The sequence below is a fragment of the Peribacillus sp. B2I2 genome (assembly GCF_041261685.1).
Taxonomy (GTDB): domain Bacteria; phylum Bacillota; class Bacilli; order Bacillales; family DSM-1321; genus Peribacillus.
The window spans coordinates 852697-873451 of sequence record NZ_JBGCCB010000001.1; the positions used below are offsets into that span (position 1 = coordinate 852697).

Here is a 20755-nt window from a genome sequence, read left to right on the forward strand (position 1 = left end):
ATTCGTTATCCTGGATTGGTCTTTACCTTTTTCCTTCAGGTGGAACTCCAGAAAGAGAAATGAAATCGATTTCATTCGCGGTTTTATGATGGCTTTGATATTGGGATTGAGCTAGATAAACTGATTGATCCTAGAAAGAAACCTGGATGGATTTTCTTTAAAGTCAAATGAAATCGATTTCATTGGCGTCGATACCTATACTTTTTAGAAATGGCTTGATGATCAAACAAATTACTTATTTTAAGGAGGAAAAGACATGTCATCAGTAACACATGAGGTGAAAAAAATAAAAAATTATATAAATGGTGAGTGGATTGAATCCACTTCAAAGGAAACGGAAATCGTGTTCAACCCTGCAACTGGTGAGGCGATTGCCGAGGTGCCACTTTCAACTAGGGAAGATGTGAATCGTGCGGTTCAAGTGGCGAATGAGGCGTTTAAAAAATGGTCGCAGGTTGCCGTCCCGAAACGGGCACGGGTATTGTTCAAATATCAGCAGCTCCTTGTGGATCATTGGGAAGAACTTGCTAAACTGGTAACTATCGAAAATGGTAAAAGCTTATCGGAATCGATTGGTGAAGTTCAGCGGGGCATCGAGTGTGTCGAGTTTGCGGCTGGTGCACCTACGCTGATGATGGGCAAACAGCTTCCGGATATCGCGACAAACATTGAATCGGGTATGTACCGCTACCCAATTGGTGTAATCGGCGGTATCACCCCATTTAACTTTCCGATGATGGTCCCTTGCTGGATGTTCCCTCTTGCGATCGCATGTGGCAATACATTCGTGTTAAAGCCATCTGAACGTACACCTTTGCTTGCTGCACGCATTGTTGAACTGTTTGAGGAAGCCGGTCTTCCTAAAGGAGTACTGAACATTGTTAATGGAGCACATGACGTGGTTAATGGACTTCTGGAGCATAAAGATGTGAAAGCTATCTCCTTCGTCGGTTCACAGCCAGTGGCAGAATATGTGTATAAAACAGGCACGGCTAACTTAAAGCGCGTCCAGGCTCTTGCGGGAGCGAAGAATCACTCGATTGTCTTGAAAGATGCCAATCTTGATATGACGGCCAAGGAAATAACAAGTGCGGCTTTTGGGTCGGCCGGTGAGCGTTGCATGGCCGCTGCGGTTGTTGTTGTAGAAGAAAGTGTAGCGGACGAGTTAGTTGAAAAATTGAAACAGGCAGCTGATGCCATTACGATCGGTAATGGTCTGGATGACGGCGTTTTTCTTGGACCGGTAATCCGGGAAGGGGCTAAGAAGAGGACCATCGATTACATCGAATCAGGAATAGCTCAAGGCGCGACCCTTGTACGCGATGGTCGTAAAGACGAGGCAGCAAGCGGCAATGGATATTACCTCGGGGCTACGATTTTTGATCATGTGACGCAGGAAATGAAAATCTGGCAAGATGAAATTTTTGCACCAGTGCTCTCCGTTGTCCGCGCCAAAGATTTAACGGAAGCCGTTGAGATTGCCAATGCTTCAGCATTGGCAAACGGGGCTTGCCTTTATACGGACAGTGCTGCCGATGTACGCCAATTCCGTGAAACGATTCATGCCGGGATGTTGGGCATTAACGTGGGTGTTCCTGCACCCATGGCATTCTTCCCATTCTCTGGATACAAAGATTCATTTTATGGTGATCTGCATGCAAATGGAACCGATGGTGTGGAGTTCTATACTCGTAAAAAAATGGTGACTGCACGCTACGTGAAATAAGTGAACGAAAAGACATTGCAAGATGGCCCGTTTGGATACGGGCCGGATTTTTTGAAAAACAAGGAGGTATATATGAGTAAACTGCTTCAAAAACCGGAAAAACAAGAGGTCGCTGAAGGTGTTACAGTCGTTCAAGCGGTTACGAAAGGAAATTCTCCTTTAGAATTTGTTGAATTTAAAATAGTGGAGTTGACTCCGGGTGCTAAATATTCAGAATTACTAATCAAGAAAGAATGCTGCATTGTCGCTCTTACGGGAAAAATCAATGTGGCTGTAGGCGAAGATGTATACCATGATTTGGGCACACGCGATAGTGTTTTTGATAAAGTGCCGACCGATAGCATTTACGTGTCAAATGATAGAGGTTTTGAATTGGAAGCGATAACCAAGGCCAGAGTGGCGCTGTGTTATTCACCTTCTGATAAGCAGCTTCCGACTAAATGGATTAAAGCGGGAGATGTTGACGTGGAACATAGGGGCATTTTGAGCAATAAGCGGATGGTGCATAATATATTACCGGATTCAGCTCCGTATGCGAATAGCCTTCTGGTGGTTGAAGTATATACAGAAAGCGGAAACTGGTCGAGCTATCCTCCGCATAAACATGATCGGGATAACTTACCAAATGAGTCATTATTGGAAGAGTCCTATTATCATGAAATGAACCCGCCTCAGGGATTCGTATTTCAGCGAGTATATACAGATGACCGTTCGATCGATGAGACCATGTCCGTCGAAAACGGTGATGTCGTACTTATACCGGCCGGTTATCATCCGGTAGGGGTGCCTGACGGTTATGAATCTTATTACTTGAATGTCATGGCCGGTCCGACAAGGACATGGAAGTTCTACAATGATCCCGATCATGAGTGGATCCTGAATCGTTAAAGGAAAAGGAGCTGTTAACCGGATGAACTATACTTTTAATATCGATAAGGAATTTGACTTGATTGCCATAGGCCGTGCCTGCATCGACTTGAATGCCAATGAATATAACCGTCCGATGGAAGAGACCATGACATTCACAAAATACGTGGGCGGTTCACCTGCCAATGTTGCCATCGGAAGTGCAAAATTAGGCTTGGAAGTCGGATTCATCGGTAAGCTTGCAGATGATCAGCACGGCCGTTTCATCGAGCGTTATATGCGTGAGGCAGGTGTTGATACATCGAATATTGTAATCGATCAAGAAGGGCATAAAACGGGACTCGCCTTCACGGAAATTAAAAGTCCTGAAGAATGCAGTATCCTGATGTATCGGGATAATGTAGCCGACCTTCATTTAGCACCTTCGGAAGTGGATGAAGAATATATCAAAAAATCAAAGATTCTATTGGTTTCAGGGACGGCTTTAGCAAAAAGCCCATCACGTGAGGCAGTTTTAAAAGCCGTCAGCCTTGCGAAAAGAAATGATGTAAAAGTCGTATTTGAATTGGATTACCGTCCTTATACATGGAATTCCATTGAAGAAACCTCTGTTTACTATTCGTTGGTTGCCGAGCAATCAGACATTTTGATTGGCACGCGTGATGAATATGATGTTATGGAAAATACCGAAAAAGGTACAAATGAAGAAACCGTCCGTTACTTGTTTAAACATTCCGCAGACCTGGTGGTCATTAAACATGGCGTCGAGGGTTCATATGCCTATGCCAAATCAGGCGAAGTTTTTAAAGCGAAGTCCTATAAAACGAAAGTATTGAAAACATTCGGCGCAGGGGATTCATATGCTTCCGCTTTCTTATATGCGTTAGTGAGCGGCAAAGGGATTGAAAGCGCTTTGAAGTTTGGCAGTGCTTCCGCTTCCATAGTAGTAAGCAAGCACAGCTCATCCGAGGCGATGCCCGTTGCAGAAGAAATCGAAGGTTTGATTGCCGAACGCGTGTAAGGAATTTATCTACATAGAGGGGTGAACTGAAGATGGGAACAGTGAGGTTGACTACAGCCCAGGCATTAATCAAGTTTTTAAATCAGCAGTACATTCATGTTGATGGTGAGGAGTCTCCATTTGTAGAAGGTATATTTAATGTATTCGGCCATGGGAATGTCGTTGGTATTGGTCAGGCGCTCGAACAGGACGCTGGCCACTTGAAAGTGATTCAAGGAAAGAATGAGCAAGGGATGGCACACGCAGCAATCGCCTACAGCCGGGAAATGCTGCGGCGGAAAATTTATGCCGTCACTACATCTGCCGGGCCAGGCTCGGCAAACTTGATAGCTGCGGCGGGGACTGCACTTGCCAACAATATTCCTGTCCTCTTACTTCCTGCTGATACATTTGCGACACGTCAGCCGGATCCGGTTCTTCAGCAACTTGAGCATGAGCATAGTACGGCCATCACCACAAATGACGCTTTTCTTGCTGTATCAAGATATTGGGATCGCGTCACTCGCCCTGAGCAGCTCATGTCCAGTCTGATCCGGGCCTTCGAGGTGATGACCGATCCCGGGAAAGCCGGGCCAGCGACGATATGCATCTCACAGGATGTAGAAGGGGAAGCATTCGATTTCGATGAACATTTTTTTGAAAAACGCGTCCATTATTTAGATCGGAAAGCTCCGGTTGATCGGGAACTGCAAGGAGCGGCCGATAGAATTAGAGCAAGTAAGAAGCCGATCATCATCGTCGGTGGCGGAGCAAGATATTCCGGAGCTCGGGATATATTGATGAAGCTGGCGGAAAAGCATAACATTCCACTTGTGGAAACACAGGCAGGTAAATCGACGGTGGAATCATCTTTTCCTAAGAATTTGGGCGGAGTCGGCATTCTCGGTACGATGGCTGCCAATAAGGCTGCCCGCCAGGCAGATCTCGTAATTGGTGTCGGGACCCGCTATACTGACTTTACGACTTCTTCCAAAACTGCATTTGATTTTGAAAGGACAAAGTTTTTGAACATTAACGTCAGCCGCCTTCAAACCTATAAATTAGATGGATTTCAAGTCGTCGCCGATGCAAAAGTGGCGCTCGAGAACCTTGAAGCGTTACTAGTGGGCTATGAAACCGAATATGGGGAAATGCTTGGAGAATGGAAGGCGGAGTGGCTTTCCGAACGGACCCGTTTAAGTCAAGTCACTTTCAGCCGTGAAAATTTCATGCCTGAAATCAAAAGCCAGTTTTCACAGCAAGTCTTGAATGAATACTCGGATGCATTGAAAACTGAATTGGCGCAATCCACTGCGATGATCGCAATAAACGATACAATCGATCAGGAAAGTGTGGTGGTCGGTTCAGCCGGATCACTTCCGGGTGACTTGCAGCGACTCTGGCATTCAAACGTGCCAAACACGTACCATCTTGAATATGGATTTTCCTGTATGGGCTACGAAATTGCAGGAACATTAGGAGCTAAGCTTGCCCATCCAGACCGGGAAGTCTATGCAATGGTAGGGGACGGCAGTTTTCTGATGCTTCATTCGGAATTGATCACAGCCATCCAATATAATCATAAAATCAACATATTATTGTTTGATAATTCTGGCTTCGGCTGCATCAACAATCTGCAAATGGAGAATGGCAGCGGAACATATTGCTGTGAGTTCAGAACACATGATAACCAAATCATGAATATAGATTACGCAAAAGTGGCGGAAGGGTACGGAGCCAAAACTTACAGGGCCAATACTGTCGATGAGCTGAAAGCTGCATTGGAGGATGCAAAGAAACAATCGGCATCTACATTAATAGAAATGAAGGTTCTGCCGAAAACGATGACGGATGGTTATGACTCCTGGTGGAATGTTGGCGTGGCAGAGGTCTCGGAACGAAAAAGTATACAAAGGGCATATGAAGCGAGACAAGAGAAATTAAAAAAGGCCAAACAATATTAAAAGGGGGAAGTCTGAAAATGCAGGAGATTTCGTGGGGGATTGCCCCAATTGGCTGGCGTAATGATGACATACCGGAAATAGGGGCTGAAAACACCTTATCCCACCTTTTAAGCGATATTGTCGTGGCAGGATTTCAGGGGACCGAAGTAGGCGGTTTCTTCCCGGAACCTGCGGTACTGAATAAAGAGCTGCGGCTTCGGAACTTAAAAATAGCCGGTCAGTGGTTCAGCAGTTTCATCGTTCGTGATGGAATCAAAAAAGCAGAACGGGAATTCCATGAACATTGCAAATATTTACAGGCTGTCGATGGCGATGTAGCGGTAGTATCCGAACAGACCTACAGTATCCAAGGCGGAAGGTACGATGTATTTAAGGAAAAGCCCCACTTTACTGAAGAAGAATGGGGAATATTGTGTACGGGCCTGAATCGGCTCGGGGATATTGCTGGACTTTACAACTTAAAACTGGTGTATCACCACCACATGGGGACAGGGGTCCAGACACTGAGTGAAATTGACCGCCTTATGGAAAATACCGACAAGAAGGTGCATCTGTTATATGATACTGGACATATTTATGTATCGGATGGCGATTGCATGTCCCTTCTGCAAAAGCATATCGACCGCATTGGGCACGTTCATTTCAAGGATGTGAGGCATAACGTGATGGAGCAGTGCCGGAAAGAGGGGAAATCATTTCAAGAATCTTTTTTAGCCGGTATGTTCACAGTGCCTGGTGACGGCTGCATTGACTTTGTGGAAGCTTACCATACATTACTGGAAAATCATTATAAAGGCTGGATTGTAGTAGAAGCGGAACAAGATCCGTCCGTTGCCCATCCATTGGAATACGCATTAATCGCTCGCAAGTATATAAATGAAAGGCTGCTCCTCGTTCAAGATTAAAAACCGGAAAGAAGTGATTAATTTGATAAATGATGGAAATCAAATGGCATTCTTACGCAAGATTATTATCATCTCGACGTTAGGCGGTCTTTTGTTCGGATATGATACAGGTGTCATTAATGGTGCCTTGCCGTTCATGTCCGAAGCGGATCAACTTAACCTCAATTCACTTACGCAAGGACTTGTTGCCAGTTCACTTCTTTTAGGCGCGGCACTTGGAGCGTTTCTGGGAGGCAGGCTTTCGGATTATGCGGGCCGCAGAAAAAACATTCTTTTTCTTTCGGTACTTTTTTTCTTTTCCACCCTTGGATGCACGTTTGCACCGAATGTTACGGTCATGATTGCTTGCCGTTTTTTTCTCGGCCTTGCGGTAGGCGGGGCGTCAGTAACCGTTCCTACTTATTTGGCGGAAATGTCTCCTGCTGAACGACGCGGCCGGATCGTCACCCAAAATGAATTGATGATTGTTAGCGGACAGCTGCTTGCATTCATCTTCAATGCCATTCTAGGGACAACGATGGGTGACAGTTCACATGTTTGGCGTTACATGCTGGCAATAGCATCACTTCCAGCCATACTTCTTTTCTTTGGTATGATCAGATTGCCTGAAAGTCCAAGGTGGCTTGTGTCCAAGAACAAAAATGAAGAGGCCCTGAAGGTTTTGAAAAGAATACGTAAAATGGATGAGGCAGAATCGGAATTTCAGGGAATCAAAGCGACATTCGATGAGGAGAACCATGTTAAAAAAGCTACATATAAAGATTTGACCGTCCCATGGATACGGAGAATCGTCTTTCTTGGAATCGGGATTGCCATCGTTCAGCAAATAACGGGCGTTAATTCTATCATGTACTATGGTACCCAAATTTTAAAGGATGCAGGGTTTGAGACAAAAGCTGCTTTGATCGGGAATATTGCAAACGGTATCATTTCTGTTTTGGCAACGTTTTTAGGTATTTGGCTGCTTGGTAAAATCGGGCGCCGTCCAATGCTCTTAACCGGTTTGATCGGGACTACGACCACATTGCTTCTGATTGGCGTCTTATCTTCCCTTCTTGAAGGGACGGCTGCCCTTCCTTATATCGTTTTGTCCTTGACAGTCACTTTCCTTGCCTTTCAGCAGGGAGCCATTTCACCGGTTACCTGGTTGATGCTTTCAGAAATCTTCCCGCTTCAAGTACGTGGGCTTGGTATGGGTGTCACCGTATTTTTTCTATGGGTCGTGAACTTTCTGATTGGCTTAACATTTCCTGTTTTACTTGATAAAGTCGGATTGTCCACAACATTCTATTTCTTTTGCGCTTTAGGCATTTTGGCTATCATCTTTGTGAAAAAATGTCTACCGGAAACAAGAGGACTTACACTAGAACAGCTTGAACAAAACTTCCGCAATCATGGAAAAGAACCTATTAAGGAAATGACAAAAATAATATAAGAGTTACAGAGAGAAAATATAGATACGTATAATAGGAGGAATATGATCATGACATTAAATTTTGGCGTAATAGGAACGGGTGCCATCGGCCGGGAGCATATTAAAAGAATTGCAAACAAATTATCCGGAGGGAGAATTGTGGCTGTAACCGATGTGAATCAAGAGGCGGCAAAGCAGGTCGTGAATCAATACGGACTTGAGGCACTTGTATATCCGGATGACCAATCACTGGTAAACTCCGAAAATGTGGATGCTGTGCTTGTTACGAGTTGGGGCCCTGCACATGAGCAAAACGTATTGAATGCGATTGAAGCTGGAAAATATGTGTTCTGTGAAAAGCCACTGGCAACAACGGCGGAAGGCTGCAGGAGAATAGCCGAAGCGGAAATGAAACACGGGAAGCGTTTGGTGCAAGTTGGTTTTATGCGACGTTATGATAGCGGTTACGTACAACTGAAAGAAGCCATTGATAGAAATGAAATTGGCGAGCCACTCATGGTCCGCTGCGTACACCGCAATCCAGAAGTGGATGAAAAATATACGACGGAAATGGCAGTCGTTGATACATTGATTCATGAGATTGATGTATTGCATTGGTTAATCAGCGATGATTACAAATCAGTTCAAGTCATTTACCCGAAGAAAACAAGCCGCGCGCATGCTAACTTAAAAGATCCCCAACTCATCATAATGGAAACGAAGAGCGGGATTGTCATTCAAGCTGAAGTATTCGTGAATTGTAAATATGGCTATGATATCCAATGTGAAGTCATTGGTGAGGACGGTGTTGCATATCTTCCTGAACCAGCGAGCATCGTGACAAGGAAAGGCGCAAAACGGAGCACGGATATCTTGGTAGATTGGAAAGACCGTTTTATGGATGCATATGACATAGAGTTGCAGGATTTCATAGATTCCATTATAAAGACAGGTCAGCCGAATGGTCCAACTTCATGGGACGGATACATCGCTTCCGTAACAGCTGATGCTTGTGTAAAAGCACAAGAGTCCGGACAGAAAGAATCCGTTGATCTAGAAGAGAAGCCCGTTTTTTATACGGGGAAAATCACTGTACAGTGAACGTACCATGCATTGAAACGAAAAATGAATTATAGGGGGAAAGACCAATGAAACTAGCTTTGGATCCTACGATGTATGCCAATTTATCATTAAAAGAAATGGTCGATAAAACAGCTGAAATAGGCTATGAATATATCGAACTGTCACCGAGGGAAGATTTTTGTCCATTCTATAAATACCCTAAAGTGGATAAGGAACAGATTAAGAATTTGAAACGCTGGTGTAGCGACGCAGGTGTGAAGATATCATCCTTGCTTCCGCTTTACTACTGGGCCGGTCCTGATGAGGAACGGCGCCAGGCCGCAGTCCGTAATTGGAAACGTGCCATTGAAGTGGCAGTGGAATTGGATGTTGACTTGATGAATAGTGAATTTAACGGATCTAAATTCAATGAAGTTATCTGTGAAGAGAAATTCATTAAATCAATGGATGAGCTCCTCCCGGTGTTTGAAAGGGAAGGCGTCAAACTGAATTTGCAGGCACACCCATTCGATTTCATTGAAACGCATGAGGGAGCGATGGATATGATCCGTGCCCTTGACCGTCCATGGATCAACCTTGTGTATTCAACCGCACATACATTTTTCTATGACGATGGCAAAGGCGATATTGCCCCTATGTTCGATTCAGCCGGGGATCGCCTGAAACATGTCTTGTTTGCAGATACATTTAATCATAAAGCATCCAACGGACTCCGTTATATCGTCAATCCTCCAGGTGTCGAGGCAACCGTCCACCAGCATTTGAACATCGGCGAAGCGGAAGTTGACTTTGATACGATCTTCAAAAAACTGAAAGAAATGAATTTTGACGGCATCGCGACAAATGCAGTATTTGCTTGGATCGACAAAGCAGACTGGTCAAGTAAACTTATGCTTCAAAAAATGAGAGACGGATTGGGTTTAGCAGAAAGAATTGGAGGCTGACAGAATGAAACTTTGTTTCAACCAAGCGACAACACTTGAAAATTCCAACTTGGTCAAAGATCTCAAATACTGTGAAAAACATGGTTACGATTATATCGAAATCCGTACCATGGATAAATTGCCTGAGTATTTGGAAGAGCACTCTATTGAAGACTTAGCCGAATTTTTTAACGCAAATCATATTAAACCACTTGCCTTCAACGCGCTCGTATTCTTTAATAACCGAGATGAAGACGGCCATAAGGCGATAATAGCCGAATTTAAAAACATGATGATCATGGCGAAGAAATTGGGTGTTAAATATGTGGTGGCGGTTCCACTTGTAACGGAAGCGAAAATATTGAAAGAAGATATTAAAAACAGCTGTGTGGAAGTATTGACGGAGCTTTCCGAAATCGCTGAACCGTTTGGCGTAAAAATTGCAGTCGAATTTGTCGGGCATCCGCAATGTACTGTGAATACATTCGGTCAGTCATACGATATTGTTGAAACAGTCAATCGTGATAATGTTGGGTTGGTGCTGGACTGTTTTCACTTCCATGCTATGGGTTCCAGTTTGGAGGACTTGAAGAAAGCGGATGGGTCGAAAATCTTCATTTTACACATTGATGATACAGAGGATTTTCCAATCGGTTTTTTGACGGATGAAGACCGGGTGTGGCCTGGGCATGGTGCCATAGATTTAGACAGCATATTATTCATCTTGAAGGGAATTGGTTATTCTGACGTCGTATCTGTTGAATTGTTCCGTCCTGAATATTATGAACTCGATGCTGAAGAAGCCATTAAGACTGCAAAAGAAACGACAATTCAAGCTATCTCGAAATACTTTGTACTCCAGAATGCGTGAGTAAAAATGGTAATCTCGGGAAATGGGGGGTGATGGAATTATGCCTTTAGTATCAATGAGAGAGATGCTTTTGAAAGCAAAAGCAGGAAGTTATGCTGTGGGTCAATATAATATTAATGGTTTGGCATTCGCCCAGTCTTTTTTACAGGCTGCCAATGAGGAACGAGCGCCAATCATACTTGCGGCATCGGACAGGCTCGTTGATTATCTTGGCGGATTTAAAACGATTGCGGCTATGGTAAAAAGCCTTATGGAAGAAATGGACATTACGGTTCCGGTTGCCCTTCATCTTGATCATGGAATGGATGTGGAACGCTGCAAGAAAGCGATCGATGCGGGTTTTACATCGGTCATGATCGATGGCTCCCATCATTCAATAGATGTAAATATTGAAATGACCAAAATGGTTGTCGACTATGCCCAAAAGAGCGGCGTTTCCGTTGAGGCGGAAGTGGGGACAGTCGGTGGGACGGAGGATGGCCTCGTCGGAGGTATTCAATATGCAAATCCCCATGAATGCACGAGGATTGTAAAAGAAACGCAAATTGATGCACTAGCGGCTGCTTTGGGTTCCGTTCATGGTCCATATCAAGGAGAACCTAAACTCGGTTTTGAGGAAATGGAATTAATTTCAAACATGACGAATGTGCCTCTCGTCTTACATGGAGGTTCAGGTATTCCGCTGCACCAAATCAAAAAAGCAATTGAACTAGGACACGCTAAAATAAATGTCAATACCGAAAACATACAAGTGTGGGCAAAAACGATTCGGGAAGTATTGGCCGTTGAAGGAAAAGTATATGAGCCTCGCGCCATCATCACACCAGCGAAAGAAGCTATCATCTCCGTCGTGAAGAGAAAAATGGCAGAGTTCAATACAATTGGAAAGGCTTAAGTATGTAAAGGTGTTCCCAATTACGTTGCGGGCACCTTTTTGTATATTCACTTTTTGAATGAGGTGCCATTGCTGAAAAATAGTTCGCTGGTCAGAGGAAGGGTTGCAATGACTTTGTTACATACCGCACGAAATAGATTTTTATTTTTAGTGCTCTCATTTATTTTTTGGTTTTCAAATTTCATTTATATACCCATTTTGTCTCCTTACCTTGAGAGGATTGGAGGGGATTATACATTTATCGGCATGGTATTAGGCAGTTATGGGCTGATGCAATTTCTCTTCAGGCTTCCGTTCGGAATTTTTTCCGACCTCATAAAGGTAAGAAAACCTTTTATTATCTTTGGAATGGTCGTGAGTACGTTGAGTTGCGTGACTTTTGCTTGGGCCGATAGTTTAGGCTGGATCCTTTTGGCCCGCTCGTTAGCTGGAGTTGCCGCCGCAACATGGGTAGCGTTCACCATTTTGTTTTCCAGCTATTTTTCAGAACGTGATCTTCACCGAGCTATGGGCAGTATCTCGTTAGCAGTGGTTCTGGCACAGCTGCTTGGAATGGTGGTCAGCGGATACATTGTCGATCAATGGGGATGGCAAGCACCTTTTTGGATGGGAGGGATTATCGGTTTCGTTGGTATCGTCCTTTCACTTTTTATTTACGAATCGAACGAAGACTTTCTGAAAGAGCCTATTCAATTGAAAGAACTCGTATCAGTTATGCTTGAGCCGGCGCTTTTAAAAGTATCATTTCTATCCATTCTCGCACATGGCATCATCTTCACGACAATGTTCGGCTTCACTCCGACATTTGCTTTAAAGCTTGGTCTCCAGACTGATGAGATCAGCATGGTCATCTTTTCATTCATGATTCCTCATGCCATTGCCACCATGCTTAGCGGAAAGATATTCGTACCATTATTCGGACAATGGAGGTTACTGAAACTAGCTTTCGGACTAACGGCCATTTTCACAACATGTACGCCATTAATAGATACAAAAGAGATGCTTTTTCTGATTCAAGGGTTGAATGGATTCTCATTAGGAATTCTTTTTCCATTATTTTTAGGAATGGCGGTGGAGTCGATTCCCCTTGAAAAAAGGGCAACGGCCATGGGTGCATATCAAGCAATTTACGCGATTGGTATGTTTGCGGGACCTTTTATTGCGGGAGTATTGATTTCACATTTAGGTATTTCTGCAGGATTTTATTTTTCGGGTTCACTTGGTGCAACTGCTGTATTCTTTATGGTTTTATGGAGCCGCCGTAAAGGAAAGAAACCGAACAGAGAATTGACTGAGCGGCATGTACGGGATGTCTAGTTTAAATAGAGGAGGAAAACTTTATGAAGGTTGGTTTAGTTACTGATATTTTAGGTTACATGCCATTTGAAGAGATGCTGGATACGTGTGTTGATCTGGGAATAGAGTCACTCGAGCTTGGATGCGGCAATTGGTCGAGGGCGCCACATCTCGATTTGGATGAACTTCTTGGAAGTCCCACAAAACGAAAGCGGTTTTTAAATGAATTAAATATAAGGGGGATGAGCATTGCAGCGTTGAATTGTTCTGGCAATCAGCTTGACCCATCAGAAGAAGGAACCATACATAAATCCGTTGTGGATAAGACCTTTCAGCTAGCAGGGCTTTTGGGTGTCGAAACGGTTGTCATGATGTCGGGATGCCCTGGCGGCGGACTAAGTGACAAGACGCCCAATTGGCTGACACATCCCATTTTGCCCTCGCATTTTGAGATGCTTGATTGGCAGTGGAATGAGGTGGCATTCCCTTATTGGGAAAAAGCGGTGACAACGGCAAAAGAACATGGAGTTCGAAAGGTTGCCATTGAAAATCTGGGCTGCAATTTAGTTTACAATCCTGAAACACTCTTTAAATTAAGGCAAGAAGTCGGTGATACGGTCGGCATGAATTTTGACCCGAGTCATTTATTTTGGATGGGCGGTGACCCCATCGCGGCTTTAAGGACATTAGGAAGCGCAGTTTATCATATTCACGCAAAAGATGTCCGGTTAGAAAGAGGGATATATGATGTCCAGGGATTGATTGATGTAAAACCAATGAACCAATACGCAGGAAGATCATGGAATTACGTTGCACTTGGATATGGTCACGACAGTGGCTGGTGGAAAGAGTTTTTTACTATCGTTAAAATGATAGGTTATGAAGGACCGATCGTTCTCGAAATGGAAGATTTAACAATGGTGCCATTAACAGGCGTGAAAAAATCCATGAATGTTTTGAAAGAAACGTTGCCTAGGGAATTCGATATTTTAACATGAAGTCTAAATTACTTTATAATGGACTTAATGAAAATGACAAAATAGAAAATAGGCAGGTGGAGATAATAGAATGAAAATGAGCGATGTGGCGAAATTGGCCAACGTATCTCCCGCAACCGTTTCAAGAGTGCTCAGACAGCCGGATTTAGTAAGTGAAGATACCAAACAAAAGGTGCTGCAGGTGATTGAAGAGATGAATTACAAGCCTCACATGATTGCCAGTCAGTTCAGGACGAAAGAGACAAAGATCATTCTGGTCGTCGTACCGGATATAACAAGACCCTTTTTTTCCGAAGTCCTTCGGGGCATTGAACATACTGCTGTAGAAAATGGCTATCAGGTTATATTGGGAGATACCGAGAATGACATTGAACGGGAAAAGGAATACATCGATTTGCTATACAAAAAGCAGGCGGATGGAGCGGTACTCCTTACCGCTAGAATGAACAGAGAAAGCCTGGAAAATCTCTCAAATCAATTCCCGATTGTACTGGCATGTGAATACGTGGACGGACTGGACATTCCAACTGTATCGATCGACAATGTAAGCAGTGCCAGAAAAGTAACGGAACATTTAATCAAGCTTGGACATACACGAATTGCTCATATAACAGGCCCCATGAATATCATCCTTAGCCGGGATCGCTTAGGGGGGTTCCAGCAGGCAATGAAGAATCATCACTTGAAAGTCAATCAGGAATTAATCCAAGAAGGGGGGGATTATAGCATTGAATCAGGGTATGACCAGATGATGAAATTATTATCGCTGGAAAAAAGGCCTGAAGCAGTGTTTGTTTTTAATGATGAAATGGCGCTGGGAGCTGTAAAAGCGATCCAGGATCATGGGTTGAGCGTTCCCAAGGATATTGCTGTCGTAGGTTTTGATAATTTGAAAATAGCATCCATTTTTCATCCTCATATTACGACCATTGACCAGCCTAAGTACGAAATAGGGAAAAAAGCAACAAACTTATTGCTGACCTTAATGAAAGGCGGAACCGTTGAAAAGAAAAAATTCGTTATGAAGGATGAGTTAATCATCCGCGAATCTTGCGGTGCCAATTTGGAAAAAAGTTTGAATGCGTAAAAATGTTTGGCAAGATTGCTATGTTAGTAGATGAGTGGCTTCCTTTTATGGGGGCCTTTTTGTATGGTGTTTACCGTTCCTGTTACTGGTCGTTATTATTTGACGTATCAAATAAATACAACCGCTGGACTTCTTGCTGGTTCGAGGTTGATTTTAAATGGTGCCACGCCTATTCCTAGCTCCATAATATCACCAGCTGTCGCGATTTCTAATTATAATAATGATGTGATTGTAAACTTATCAGCAGGTGATTCAATCTCTCTTCAGATATATTTGGTTTAATTGCCACCGTTGTCTTAACGGGGGGAGGATCTGCAGGAGCTTCACTGACGATCATTCGTTTGAGTTAATCTAAGTCCACAAATCTTAAACATTGAATATGGAACGTAAATGATATTTGTGAATCCCATTCATCTTAAATGGGGATTTTTTTGTTGATTGAATGTATTATGGATTTTTTATTGGACTTATTGTCGATAATCATCATTGGTTTCATTTCGAATTGATCATTTTTGGCGCTTGCATATATAGTTTCAAAAGCACCCTTAGCTAGAATGGCATCCATTACTAAAGGCTAAGGACCATTCATGGTTGCAAACGGGTTTTAATCCAGATGAATTTACAAGTACTTTTTGTATTTCTTTAATTTATAGATGACTGTTGGCTGGCTGATACCCATATGTTCTGCCATTTCGTAGGTTGTTTTACATTTTTTCCATGCTTTTGCAATCAGTTGCCTTTCAACCTTTTCCAGTGTCTTCTTTAAATCGAAATTCTCTTCACATTCCTGTTCGATTGCCAAGAAGGTGGAATCTTCCGGCTGTTCTATTTGCCCTGTGATGGATTGGGGAAGGTGTTCGGGAAATATATTTGTTTCTTCAATGGTCAGGATTAATCGTTCAATTAAGTTTTCTAATTCTCGTATATTTCCGGGCCAATGATAATGGGTCAAAACTTCATAAGTCGATGGATGGATTTTTTTGAATTTCTGGTATTTTTCATTGGTTTTCTGTAAGTAATGCTGTATTAAGAGAGGTATATCTTCTTTACGTTCATGTAGTGCCGGAATTTGGATGGGAATCACATTCAAACGATAAAATAAGTCCAATCTAAACTTACCTTGACTTACCATCTCCTTCAGATCTTGATTAGTTGCTGCAACCAGGCGGAAGTTAATATGGTTTTCTTTTTTTCCACCGATGCGCTTTATCTTTTTTTCCTGTAATACCTTCAGTAATTTGGCTTGCATGGCCAGTGGGAGTTCCCCGATTTCATCTAAGAACAGAGTCCCGCTGTCAGCCTGCTCAATCAGGCCCTGCCTCCCTTGTTTATCTGCTCCTGTAAATGATCCCGGCTCATAGCCGAATATTTCTGATTCAAACAAACTATCAGGTATCGTGCTGCAATTCACTTCGATAAAAGGTTCTTTCTTTCGGTTGCTTTGGTCATGAACAGCACGGGCAAAAGTGCTTTTCCCTACCCCGGAAGGTCCTAATAAGAGTATCGTGGCATCGGTTTTTGCGACATTATGGATCGTTTTTAAAATATGCTTCGTTTCGTTACTTCTAGCAATCAAATAATGGTAATCAAGTTCCTTTTCTCTTAAATCCTCGACTTCCGTTTGATAGCCTTTTACTTTTCGTTGTAATTGCTCAAATTGATCCTGCAATTGCAGGATCTCGGTTTGATCCTGACCATAGCTTATTACCCTAACGAGAAGTCCTTCCTTATTAAAAATGGGATAGCCAGTCGACATGACAACATGACCGGTTTTTGTTTCTTGCATTATCCGCTTCGCCTTCTTTTCCTTTAAAACAATTGCATTGATGGAAGGTGTGAGAAGGCCCTCACTTTCTAATTGATAGACGGAGGTACCGATATAAGAGTCACTTTCCATACCATAAATTTCCCAAAGCTTTGGGTTGGAATATAAAATGATTCCATCTTGATCGGTAATAAGTATGTTATTATTAGATGTTTCAATAATCTTATTTAGTTCTTCCTCCAGCATATCGTCGTACATAGGTCCCGCTCCTTTGGGTTTTGAGATGGTTATTAATTAAAATATAAATCAAAAAGTCGGAATAATCAAAAATTAAATTAATAAATAAGAAAATGATTAAGTTATTAATCATTTGATGAAACAGAAATAACGAAAAGCCTTATAAACCGCAGCTAAATAGTTGGCGTGAATCTTGCTTATGTAAAAGGTAAGAAGATAATTTTAAAACAAGGGTGTTATATAATTCTATTCTTCTATTAATGTATAAAAAGGTGGAAGTTTATATGGCATCGTGCAATGCCATGGAGTGAAAAATAATAGTGGAAATTTAGGAGGATGTTACATGATGAAGTATCAACCCAAAGACTCATTCAAATCACCCCGTTTTTGCGGAGTACGTACGTTTATGCGGCTTCCATTTGTTGAACAGGTAGATGAACATATGGATTTTGTCATTACGGGAATTCCTTTTGATTCCGGGCAATCATTTAGGACGGGTGCGAGATTCGGACCAGAAGCCATTCGCGATTTTTCAATCCTTTTACGTCCTTATAATCCAGAACAGGATATTAATATTTTTGATTATATATCAGGAATTGATTATGGAGATATTCCGATCATTCCTGGCTATATTTCTGAGACTTATAAAAAGATTGAAGAAGAGCTTACCCCCATCATTGATAAAGGGATCATTCCCATTTCATTAGGAGGCGATCATTCTATTACTCTAGGGGAGTTACGTGCAATCGTTAAAAAACATGGACCAGTTGCCCTGCTTCAATTCGATGCTCACTCCGATACTTGGGATAGTTATTTTGAACAAAAGTATAATCACGGAACCGTTTTTCGCCGCGCAATAGAAGAGGGCCTCATCGATGTATCGCGTTCTCTTCAAATTGGTATGAGGGGTGGTCTGTACGGACCGGAGGATCTTCAGGATGCCCGGGATTTAGGGTTGGGCGTTTATACGACGAACGATTATAAACGTATCGGGGTTGAAAAGATGCTTGGAGTCATTCATGAGCGTGTCGCGAAGGGGCCGGTGTTTTTATCTTTTGACATTGATTTTTTAGATCCCGTTTATGCACCTGGAACAGGAACCCCGGAAGTTTCAGGGGCCAGCATTGATGATGCTTTAGCCTTTGTAAGAGGTTTGACAAATATAGATTTTGTAGGATTCGATCTCGTTGAGGTTTTACCATCATACGATCACGGACAAGTCACGGCTGCCGCAGCGGCTAATATCGTCTATGAATTCATCACACTCATCGCTCTCGCAAAAAAAGGGAAACTGGAGAAAAAAGAGAGAGTTGGAGATCTGGAAACGCAGCTTAACAACTAGTTTCCTCATTTAAATGGAAGGAAGGAATGGTATACTTCCTCCTTCCCTCCCTCTATAAAGCGATAAAAACAAAACAACCCCAAAAGGAGATGTGTAAATGCATATTTTGGATATATCGATCATGACTCTATATTTTTCTGTTTTAATCATTGTGGGAGTAATCGGGTCCAAACGGGCAAAAACAGCAGATGATTTCATTGTAGCAGGGCGTAATCTGGGTCATTTTATGTATTTATCCTGTTTAGCTGCTGTGATATTAGGGGGTGCTTCTACTCTAGGAACAGCAAAGTTAGGTTATCAGTTTGGGATATCCGGTATTTGGCTAGTGGTGATGATCGGTCTCGGTATTATTGCTATCGGGTTGTTTTTAACAAATAAGATATTTGATTTAAAAGTGCTGACGATCAGTGAGATGCTTGAGAAGCGCTACAATTCTCAAACAAGATTGATCAGTGCCCTGGTCTCTGTCATCTATACATTCATGCTGACTGTAACGCAAGTGATTGGGATGGGGACGATATTACATGTTTTGGCAGGCTGGAATTTAACCGTTTCCATGATAGTCGGGGGTGGGATCGTTTTATTTTATACAATATTAGGAGGTATGTGGTCCGTCACCATGACTGATGTCGTGCAATTTGTCATCATGACGATCGGTATTTTCTTTATCATGCTTCCAATGAGCGTCTCTAAGGCAGGAGGGTGGGGCTCGCTTAAGGAAAATCTCCCTGCATCACATTTCGAGTTAGGAAATATTGGCGGAGAGACAATTTTTCAATACTTCTTATTATTTACTCTAGGGGTTGTTGTTGGACAAGATATTTGGCAGCGTCTTTTTACCGCACGAACCAAAGCGATATCTCGTGGCGGAACGGTTGGAGCAGGAATATATAGTGTTTTTTATGCGATTGCAATCAGTATAATTGGAATGTGCGCTTTTATTATCCTTCCTAATTTAGGAGATCCACAAAATGCATTTACTAGCATAGCGATGGAAACTTTACCTGCTGGTCTATTGGGGGTTGTCATTGCGAGTGTGGTATCTGCCCTTATGTCTACAGCTTCAGGAACGTTGCTTGCTTCTTCCACTTTAGTTGTTAATGACATCATAAAAAAATATATCGGTCCAGGAATGAGTGAACGACAATTTTTAAAAACATCCCGGATTACAACTTTAACAATTGGTGTATTGACCATAATCGTTTCAATATGGATTCAAGATATTTTAGTTGCATTGGATGTAGCTTACGCAATTTTATCCGGTGCTGTGTTCTTTCCGATCATCCTTGGCTTCTTTTGGAAGAGGGTCACGGCTACAGCCGCATTTTACTCCATTCTGGCAAGCATGGTCGTTATTATTGTGGGATTGGTGATTAATGGACCTTCCTCCACACAACCAATTCTGTACGGGCTTGCTACTAGTTTTGTCGTCATTACTGTACTTACTTTCTTAAGTTCCAATAAAAATAACGAGAACAAAAGTGAAGTCAAGCAAGATGGAAAGGTTAAAGCTGACATGGATACCATGGCTAATTGATTGGTCAGCAAAAAAAGGAAAAAGATCGAGGAGGAAAGAAAAATGACAAAGACAATTTCCCTGCAACCCGCAACATTCAATACTATGGAAGAAGAACGCAATCACCGGAAAGAACGGTTGGCAGCTTCATTCCGTCTTTTTTCAAAGTTTGGATTCGATGAAGGGATAGCTGGCCACATTACGGTCCGTGATCCTAAATATACAGACCATTTCTGGGTCAATCCGTTTGGGATGCACTTTAGTCAAATTTCCGTTTCAGATCTGATATTGGTAAATCATAAAGGTGAAATTGTAGAGGGTGAACATTCAGTAAATGGTGCTGCCTTTGCCATTCATTCGGAAATTCATAAAGCACGACCGGATGCCATTGCAGCGGCACACGCTCATTCGGTATATGGAAAGACATGGTCTTCTTTAGGGAGACTGTTAGATCCGATTACGCAAGATGCCTGCCAATTTTACAATGACCATGCATTATTTGATGATTTTACTGGTGTGGTTTATGCATCTGAAGAAGGGAAACGCATTGCCAGGGCTCTAGGTCAATACAAAGCTCTCATCCTCCGCAACCATGGATTGTTAACGGTGGGTCAATCTGTAGATTCAGCTGCTTGGTGGTTCATAACGATGGAGCGTTCATGTCAAGCACAGATAATGGCTGAATCTGTAGGTAAGCCCATTTTTATTGAAGAAGAGTATGCTAAGCTAACGGCAGAACAAACGGGAACGGAATATGAGGGATGGTTGAGTTTTCAGCCTCTTTGGGACAGAATCAGAAAAGAGCAACCAGATTTCTTGAATTGATCATAAAGCACGCTATGGTATGATCGCATTCACATTTAACA

At 42.6% G+C, this 20755-nt stretch carries 17 protein-coding genes and 1 pseudogene; 17 read left to right on the forward strand and 1 reads right to left on the reverse strand.

Annotated features, from left to right (window positions below; genetic code table 11):
- Window positions 1-256: 256 nt before the first annotated feature.
- From ABIE66_RS04370 to ABIE66_RS04435, 14 genes and pseudogenes are all read left to right on the forward strand, one after another.
- A complete protein-coding gene (locus ABIE66_RS04370) occupies window positions 257-1726 on the forward strand; it encodes a CoA-acylating methylmalonate-semialdehyde dehydrogenase (protein ID WP_370013966.1) in 1470 nt (489 codons plus the stop codon).
- A 72-nt stretch (window positions 1727-1798) separates the two neighbouring features.
- Window positions 1799-2614: a 5-deoxy-glucuronate isomerase gene (gene iolB / locus ABIE66_RS04375; protein ID WP_370013967.1), complete on the forward strand. Its 816-nt coding sequence runs from the start codon at window positions 1799-1801 to the stop codon at window positions 2612-2614.
- Between the two features lie 22 nt (window positions 2615-2636).
- Window positions 2637-3614, forward strand: a complete 978-nt coding sequence (gene iolC, locus ABIE66_RS04380; RefSeq protein WP_370013968.1) for a 5-dehydro-2-deoxygluconokinase — start codon at window positions 2637-2639, stop codon at window positions 3612-3614.
- A gap of 32 nt (window positions 3615-3646) precedes the next feature.
- Window positions 3647-5557 carry a 3D-(3,5/4)-trihydroxycyclohexane-1,2-dione acylhydrolase (decyclizing) gene (gene iolD, locus ABIE66_RS04385; protein ID WP_289323822.1) on the forward strand — a complete coding sequence of 637 codons (1911 nt, stop codon included), beginning with the start codon at window positions 3647-3649 and terminating at the stop codon, window positions 5555-5557.
- A 17-nt stretch (window positions 5558-5574) separates the two neighbouring features.
- A complete protein-coding gene (iolE, locus tag ABIE66_RS04390; protein WP_370013969.1) occupies window positions 5575-6462 on the forward strand; it encodes a myo-inosose-2 dehydratase in 888 nt (295 codons plus the stop codon).
- A 43-nt stretch (window positions 6463-6505) separates the two neighbouring features.
- On the forward strand, window positions 6506-7897 hold the full coding sequence (locus tag ABIE66_RS04395; RefSeq protein WP_370013970.1) for a sugar porter family MFS transporter: 1392 nt from the start codon (window positions 6506-6508) through the stop codon (window positions 7895-7897).
- Between the two features lie 48 nt (window positions 7898-7945).
- Window positions 7946-8977 (forward strand): bifunctional inositol 2-dehydrogenase/D-chiro-inositol 1-dehydrogenase, encoded by a 1032-nt coding sequence (gene iolG, locus ABIE66_RS04400; protein WP_289323824.1) that lies wholly within the window; start codon window positions 7946-7948, stop codon window positions 8975-8977.
- A gap of 47 nt (window positions 8978-9024) precedes the next feature.
- Window positions 9025-9903, forward strand: a complete 879-nt coding sequence (locus tag ABIE66_RS04405) for a sugar phosphate isomerase/epimerase family protein (protein WP_370013971.1) — start codon at window positions 9025-9027, stop codon at window positions 9901-9903.
- A gap of 4 nt (window positions 9904-9907) precedes the next feature.
- Window positions 9908-10753, forward strand: coding sequence for a 2-keto-myo-inositol isomerase (iolI, locus tag ABIE66_RS04410; protein ID WP_370013972.1), 846 nt, complete (start codon window positions 9908-9910; stop codon window positions 10751-10753).
- Between the two features lie 40 nt (window positions 10754-10793).
- Window positions 10794-11648 carry a class II fructose-1,6-bisphosphate aldolase gene (fba, locus tag ABIE66_RS04415; protein ID WP_370013973.1) on the forward strand — a complete coding sequence of 285 codons (855 nt, stop codon included), beginning with the start codon at window positions 10794-10796 and terminating at the stop codon, window positions 11646-11648.
- Window positions 11649-11756: 108 nt separating this feature from the next.
- Entirely contained in the window at window positions 11757-12965 is a 1209-nt protein-coding gene (locus ABIE66_RS04420) for an MFS transporter (RefSeq protein ID WP_370013974.1), read from the forward strand.
- 23 nt (window positions 12966-12988) lie between these two features.
- Window positions 12989-13942 (forward strand): sugar phosphate isomerase/epimerase family protein, encoded by a 954-nt coding sequence (locus ABIE66_RS04425; RefSeq protein ID WP_370013975.1) that lies wholly within the window; start codon window positions 12989-12991, stop codon window positions 13940-13942.
- Window positions 13943-14012: 70 nt separating this feature from the next.
- Complete coding sequence (locus ABIE66_RS04430; protein WP_370013976.1) at window positions 14013-15029, forward strand: LacI family DNA-binding transcriptional regulator; 1017 nt, start codon at window positions 14013-14015, stop codon at window positions 15027-15029.
- Window positions 15030-15095: 66 nt separating this feature from the next.
- Window positions 15096-15379 (forward strand): annotated as a pseudogene (locus ABIE66_RS04435) (BclA C-terminal domain-containing protein); the annotation flags it as partial.
- Window positions 15380-15648: 269 nt separating this feature from the next.
- Here the strand turns inward: ABIE66_RS04435 and ABIE66_RS04440 are convergent.
- A complete protein-coding gene (locus ABIE66_RS04440) occupies window positions 15649-17052 on the reverse strand; it encodes a sigma-54 interaction domain-containing protein (protein ID WP_370013977.1) in 1404 nt (467 codons plus the stop codon).
- Window positions 17053-17374: 322 nt separating this feature from the next.
- Between ABIE66_RS04440 and speB the strand changes: the two genes are divergently transcribed.
- The 3 genes from speB (at window position 17375) to ABIE66_RS04455 (ending at window position 20714) form a co-directional block, all read left to right on the forward strand.
- Complete coding sequence (gene speB / locus ABIE66_RS04445; RefSeq protein ID WP_289323832.1) at window positions 17375-18373, forward strand: agmatinase; 999 nt, start codon at window positions 17375-17377, stop codon at window positions 18371-18373.
- 97 nt (window positions 18374-18470) lie between these two features.
- Window positions 18471-19910 carry a sodium:solute symporter family protein gene (locus tag ABIE66_RS04450; protein WP_370013978.1) on the forward strand — a complete coding sequence of 480 codons (1440 nt, stop codon included), beginning with the start codon at window positions 18471-18473 and terminating at the stop codon, window positions 19908-19910.
- Entirely contained in the window at window positions 19911-20714 is an 804-nt protein-coding gene (locus tag ABIE66_RS04455) for a class II aldolase/adducin family protein (RefSeq protein ID WP_370013979.1), read from the forward strand.
- Window positions 20715-20755 lie beyond the last annotated feature (41 nt).

Bases quoted from the DNA above. Each gene is read 5' to 3' on its own strand.
- ABIE66_RS04425 (WP_370013975.1), top strand. From the start codon at position 12,989: ATGAAGGTTGGTTTAGTTACTGATATTTTAGGTTACATGCCATTTGAA.
- ABIE66_RS04420 (WP_370013974.1), top strand. From the start codon at position 11,757: ATGACTTTGTTACATACCGCACGAAATAGATTTTTATTTTTAGTGCTC.
- iolG (WP_289323824.1), top strand. From the start codon at position 7,946: ATGACATTAAATTTTGGCGTAATAGGAACGGGTGCCATCGGCCGGGAG.
- ABIE66_RS04370 (WP_370013966.1), top strand. From the start codon at position 257: ATGTCATCAGTAACACATGAGGTGAAAAAAATAAAAAATTATATAAAT.
- iolE (WP_370013969.1), top strand. From the start codon at position 5,575: ATGCAGGAGATTTCGTGGGGGATTGCCCCAATTGGCTGGCGTAATGAT.
- speB (WP_289323832.1), top strand. From the start codon at position 17,375: ATGATGAAGTATCAACCCAAAGACTCATTCAAATCACCCCGTTTTTGC.
- ABIE66_RS04405 (WP_370013971.1), top strand. From the start codon at position 9,025: ATGAAACTAGCTTTGGATCCTACGATGTATGCCAATTTATCATTAAAA.
- ABIE66_RS04395 (WP_370013970.1), top strand. From the start codon at position 6,506: ATGGCATTCTTACGCAAGATTATTATCATCTCGACGTTAGGCGGTCTT.
- iolI (WP_370013972.1), top strand. From the start codon at position 9,908: ATGAAACTTTGTTTCAACCAAGCGACAACACTTGAAAATTCCAACTTG.
- iolD (WP_289323822.1), top strand. From the start codon at position 3,647: ATGGGAACAGTGAGGTTGACTACAGCCCAGGCATTAATCAAGTTTTTA.
- iolC (WP_370013968.1), top strand. From the start codon at position 2,637: ATGAACTATACTTTTAATATCGATAAGGAATTTGACTTGATTGCCATA.
- fba (WP_370013973.1), top strand. From the start codon at position 10,794: ATGCCTTTAGTATCAATGAGAGAGATGCTTTTGAAAGCAAAAGCAGGA.
- ABIE66_RS04450 (WP_370013978.1), top strand. From the start codon at position 18,471: ATGCATATTTTGGATATATCGATCATGACTCTATATTTTTCTGTTTTA.
- iolB (WP_370013967.1), top strand. From the start codon at position 1,799: ATGAGTAAACTGCTTCAAAAACCGGAAAAACAAGAGGTCGCTGAAGGT.
- ABIE66_RS04430 (WP_370013976.1), top strand. From the start codon at position 14,013: ATGAAAATGAGCGATGTGGCGAAATTGGCCAACGTATCTCCCGCAACC.
- ABIE66_RS04440 (WP_370013977.1), bottom strand. From the start codon at position 17,052: ATGTACGACGATATGCTGGAGGAAGAACTAAATAAGATTATTGAAACA.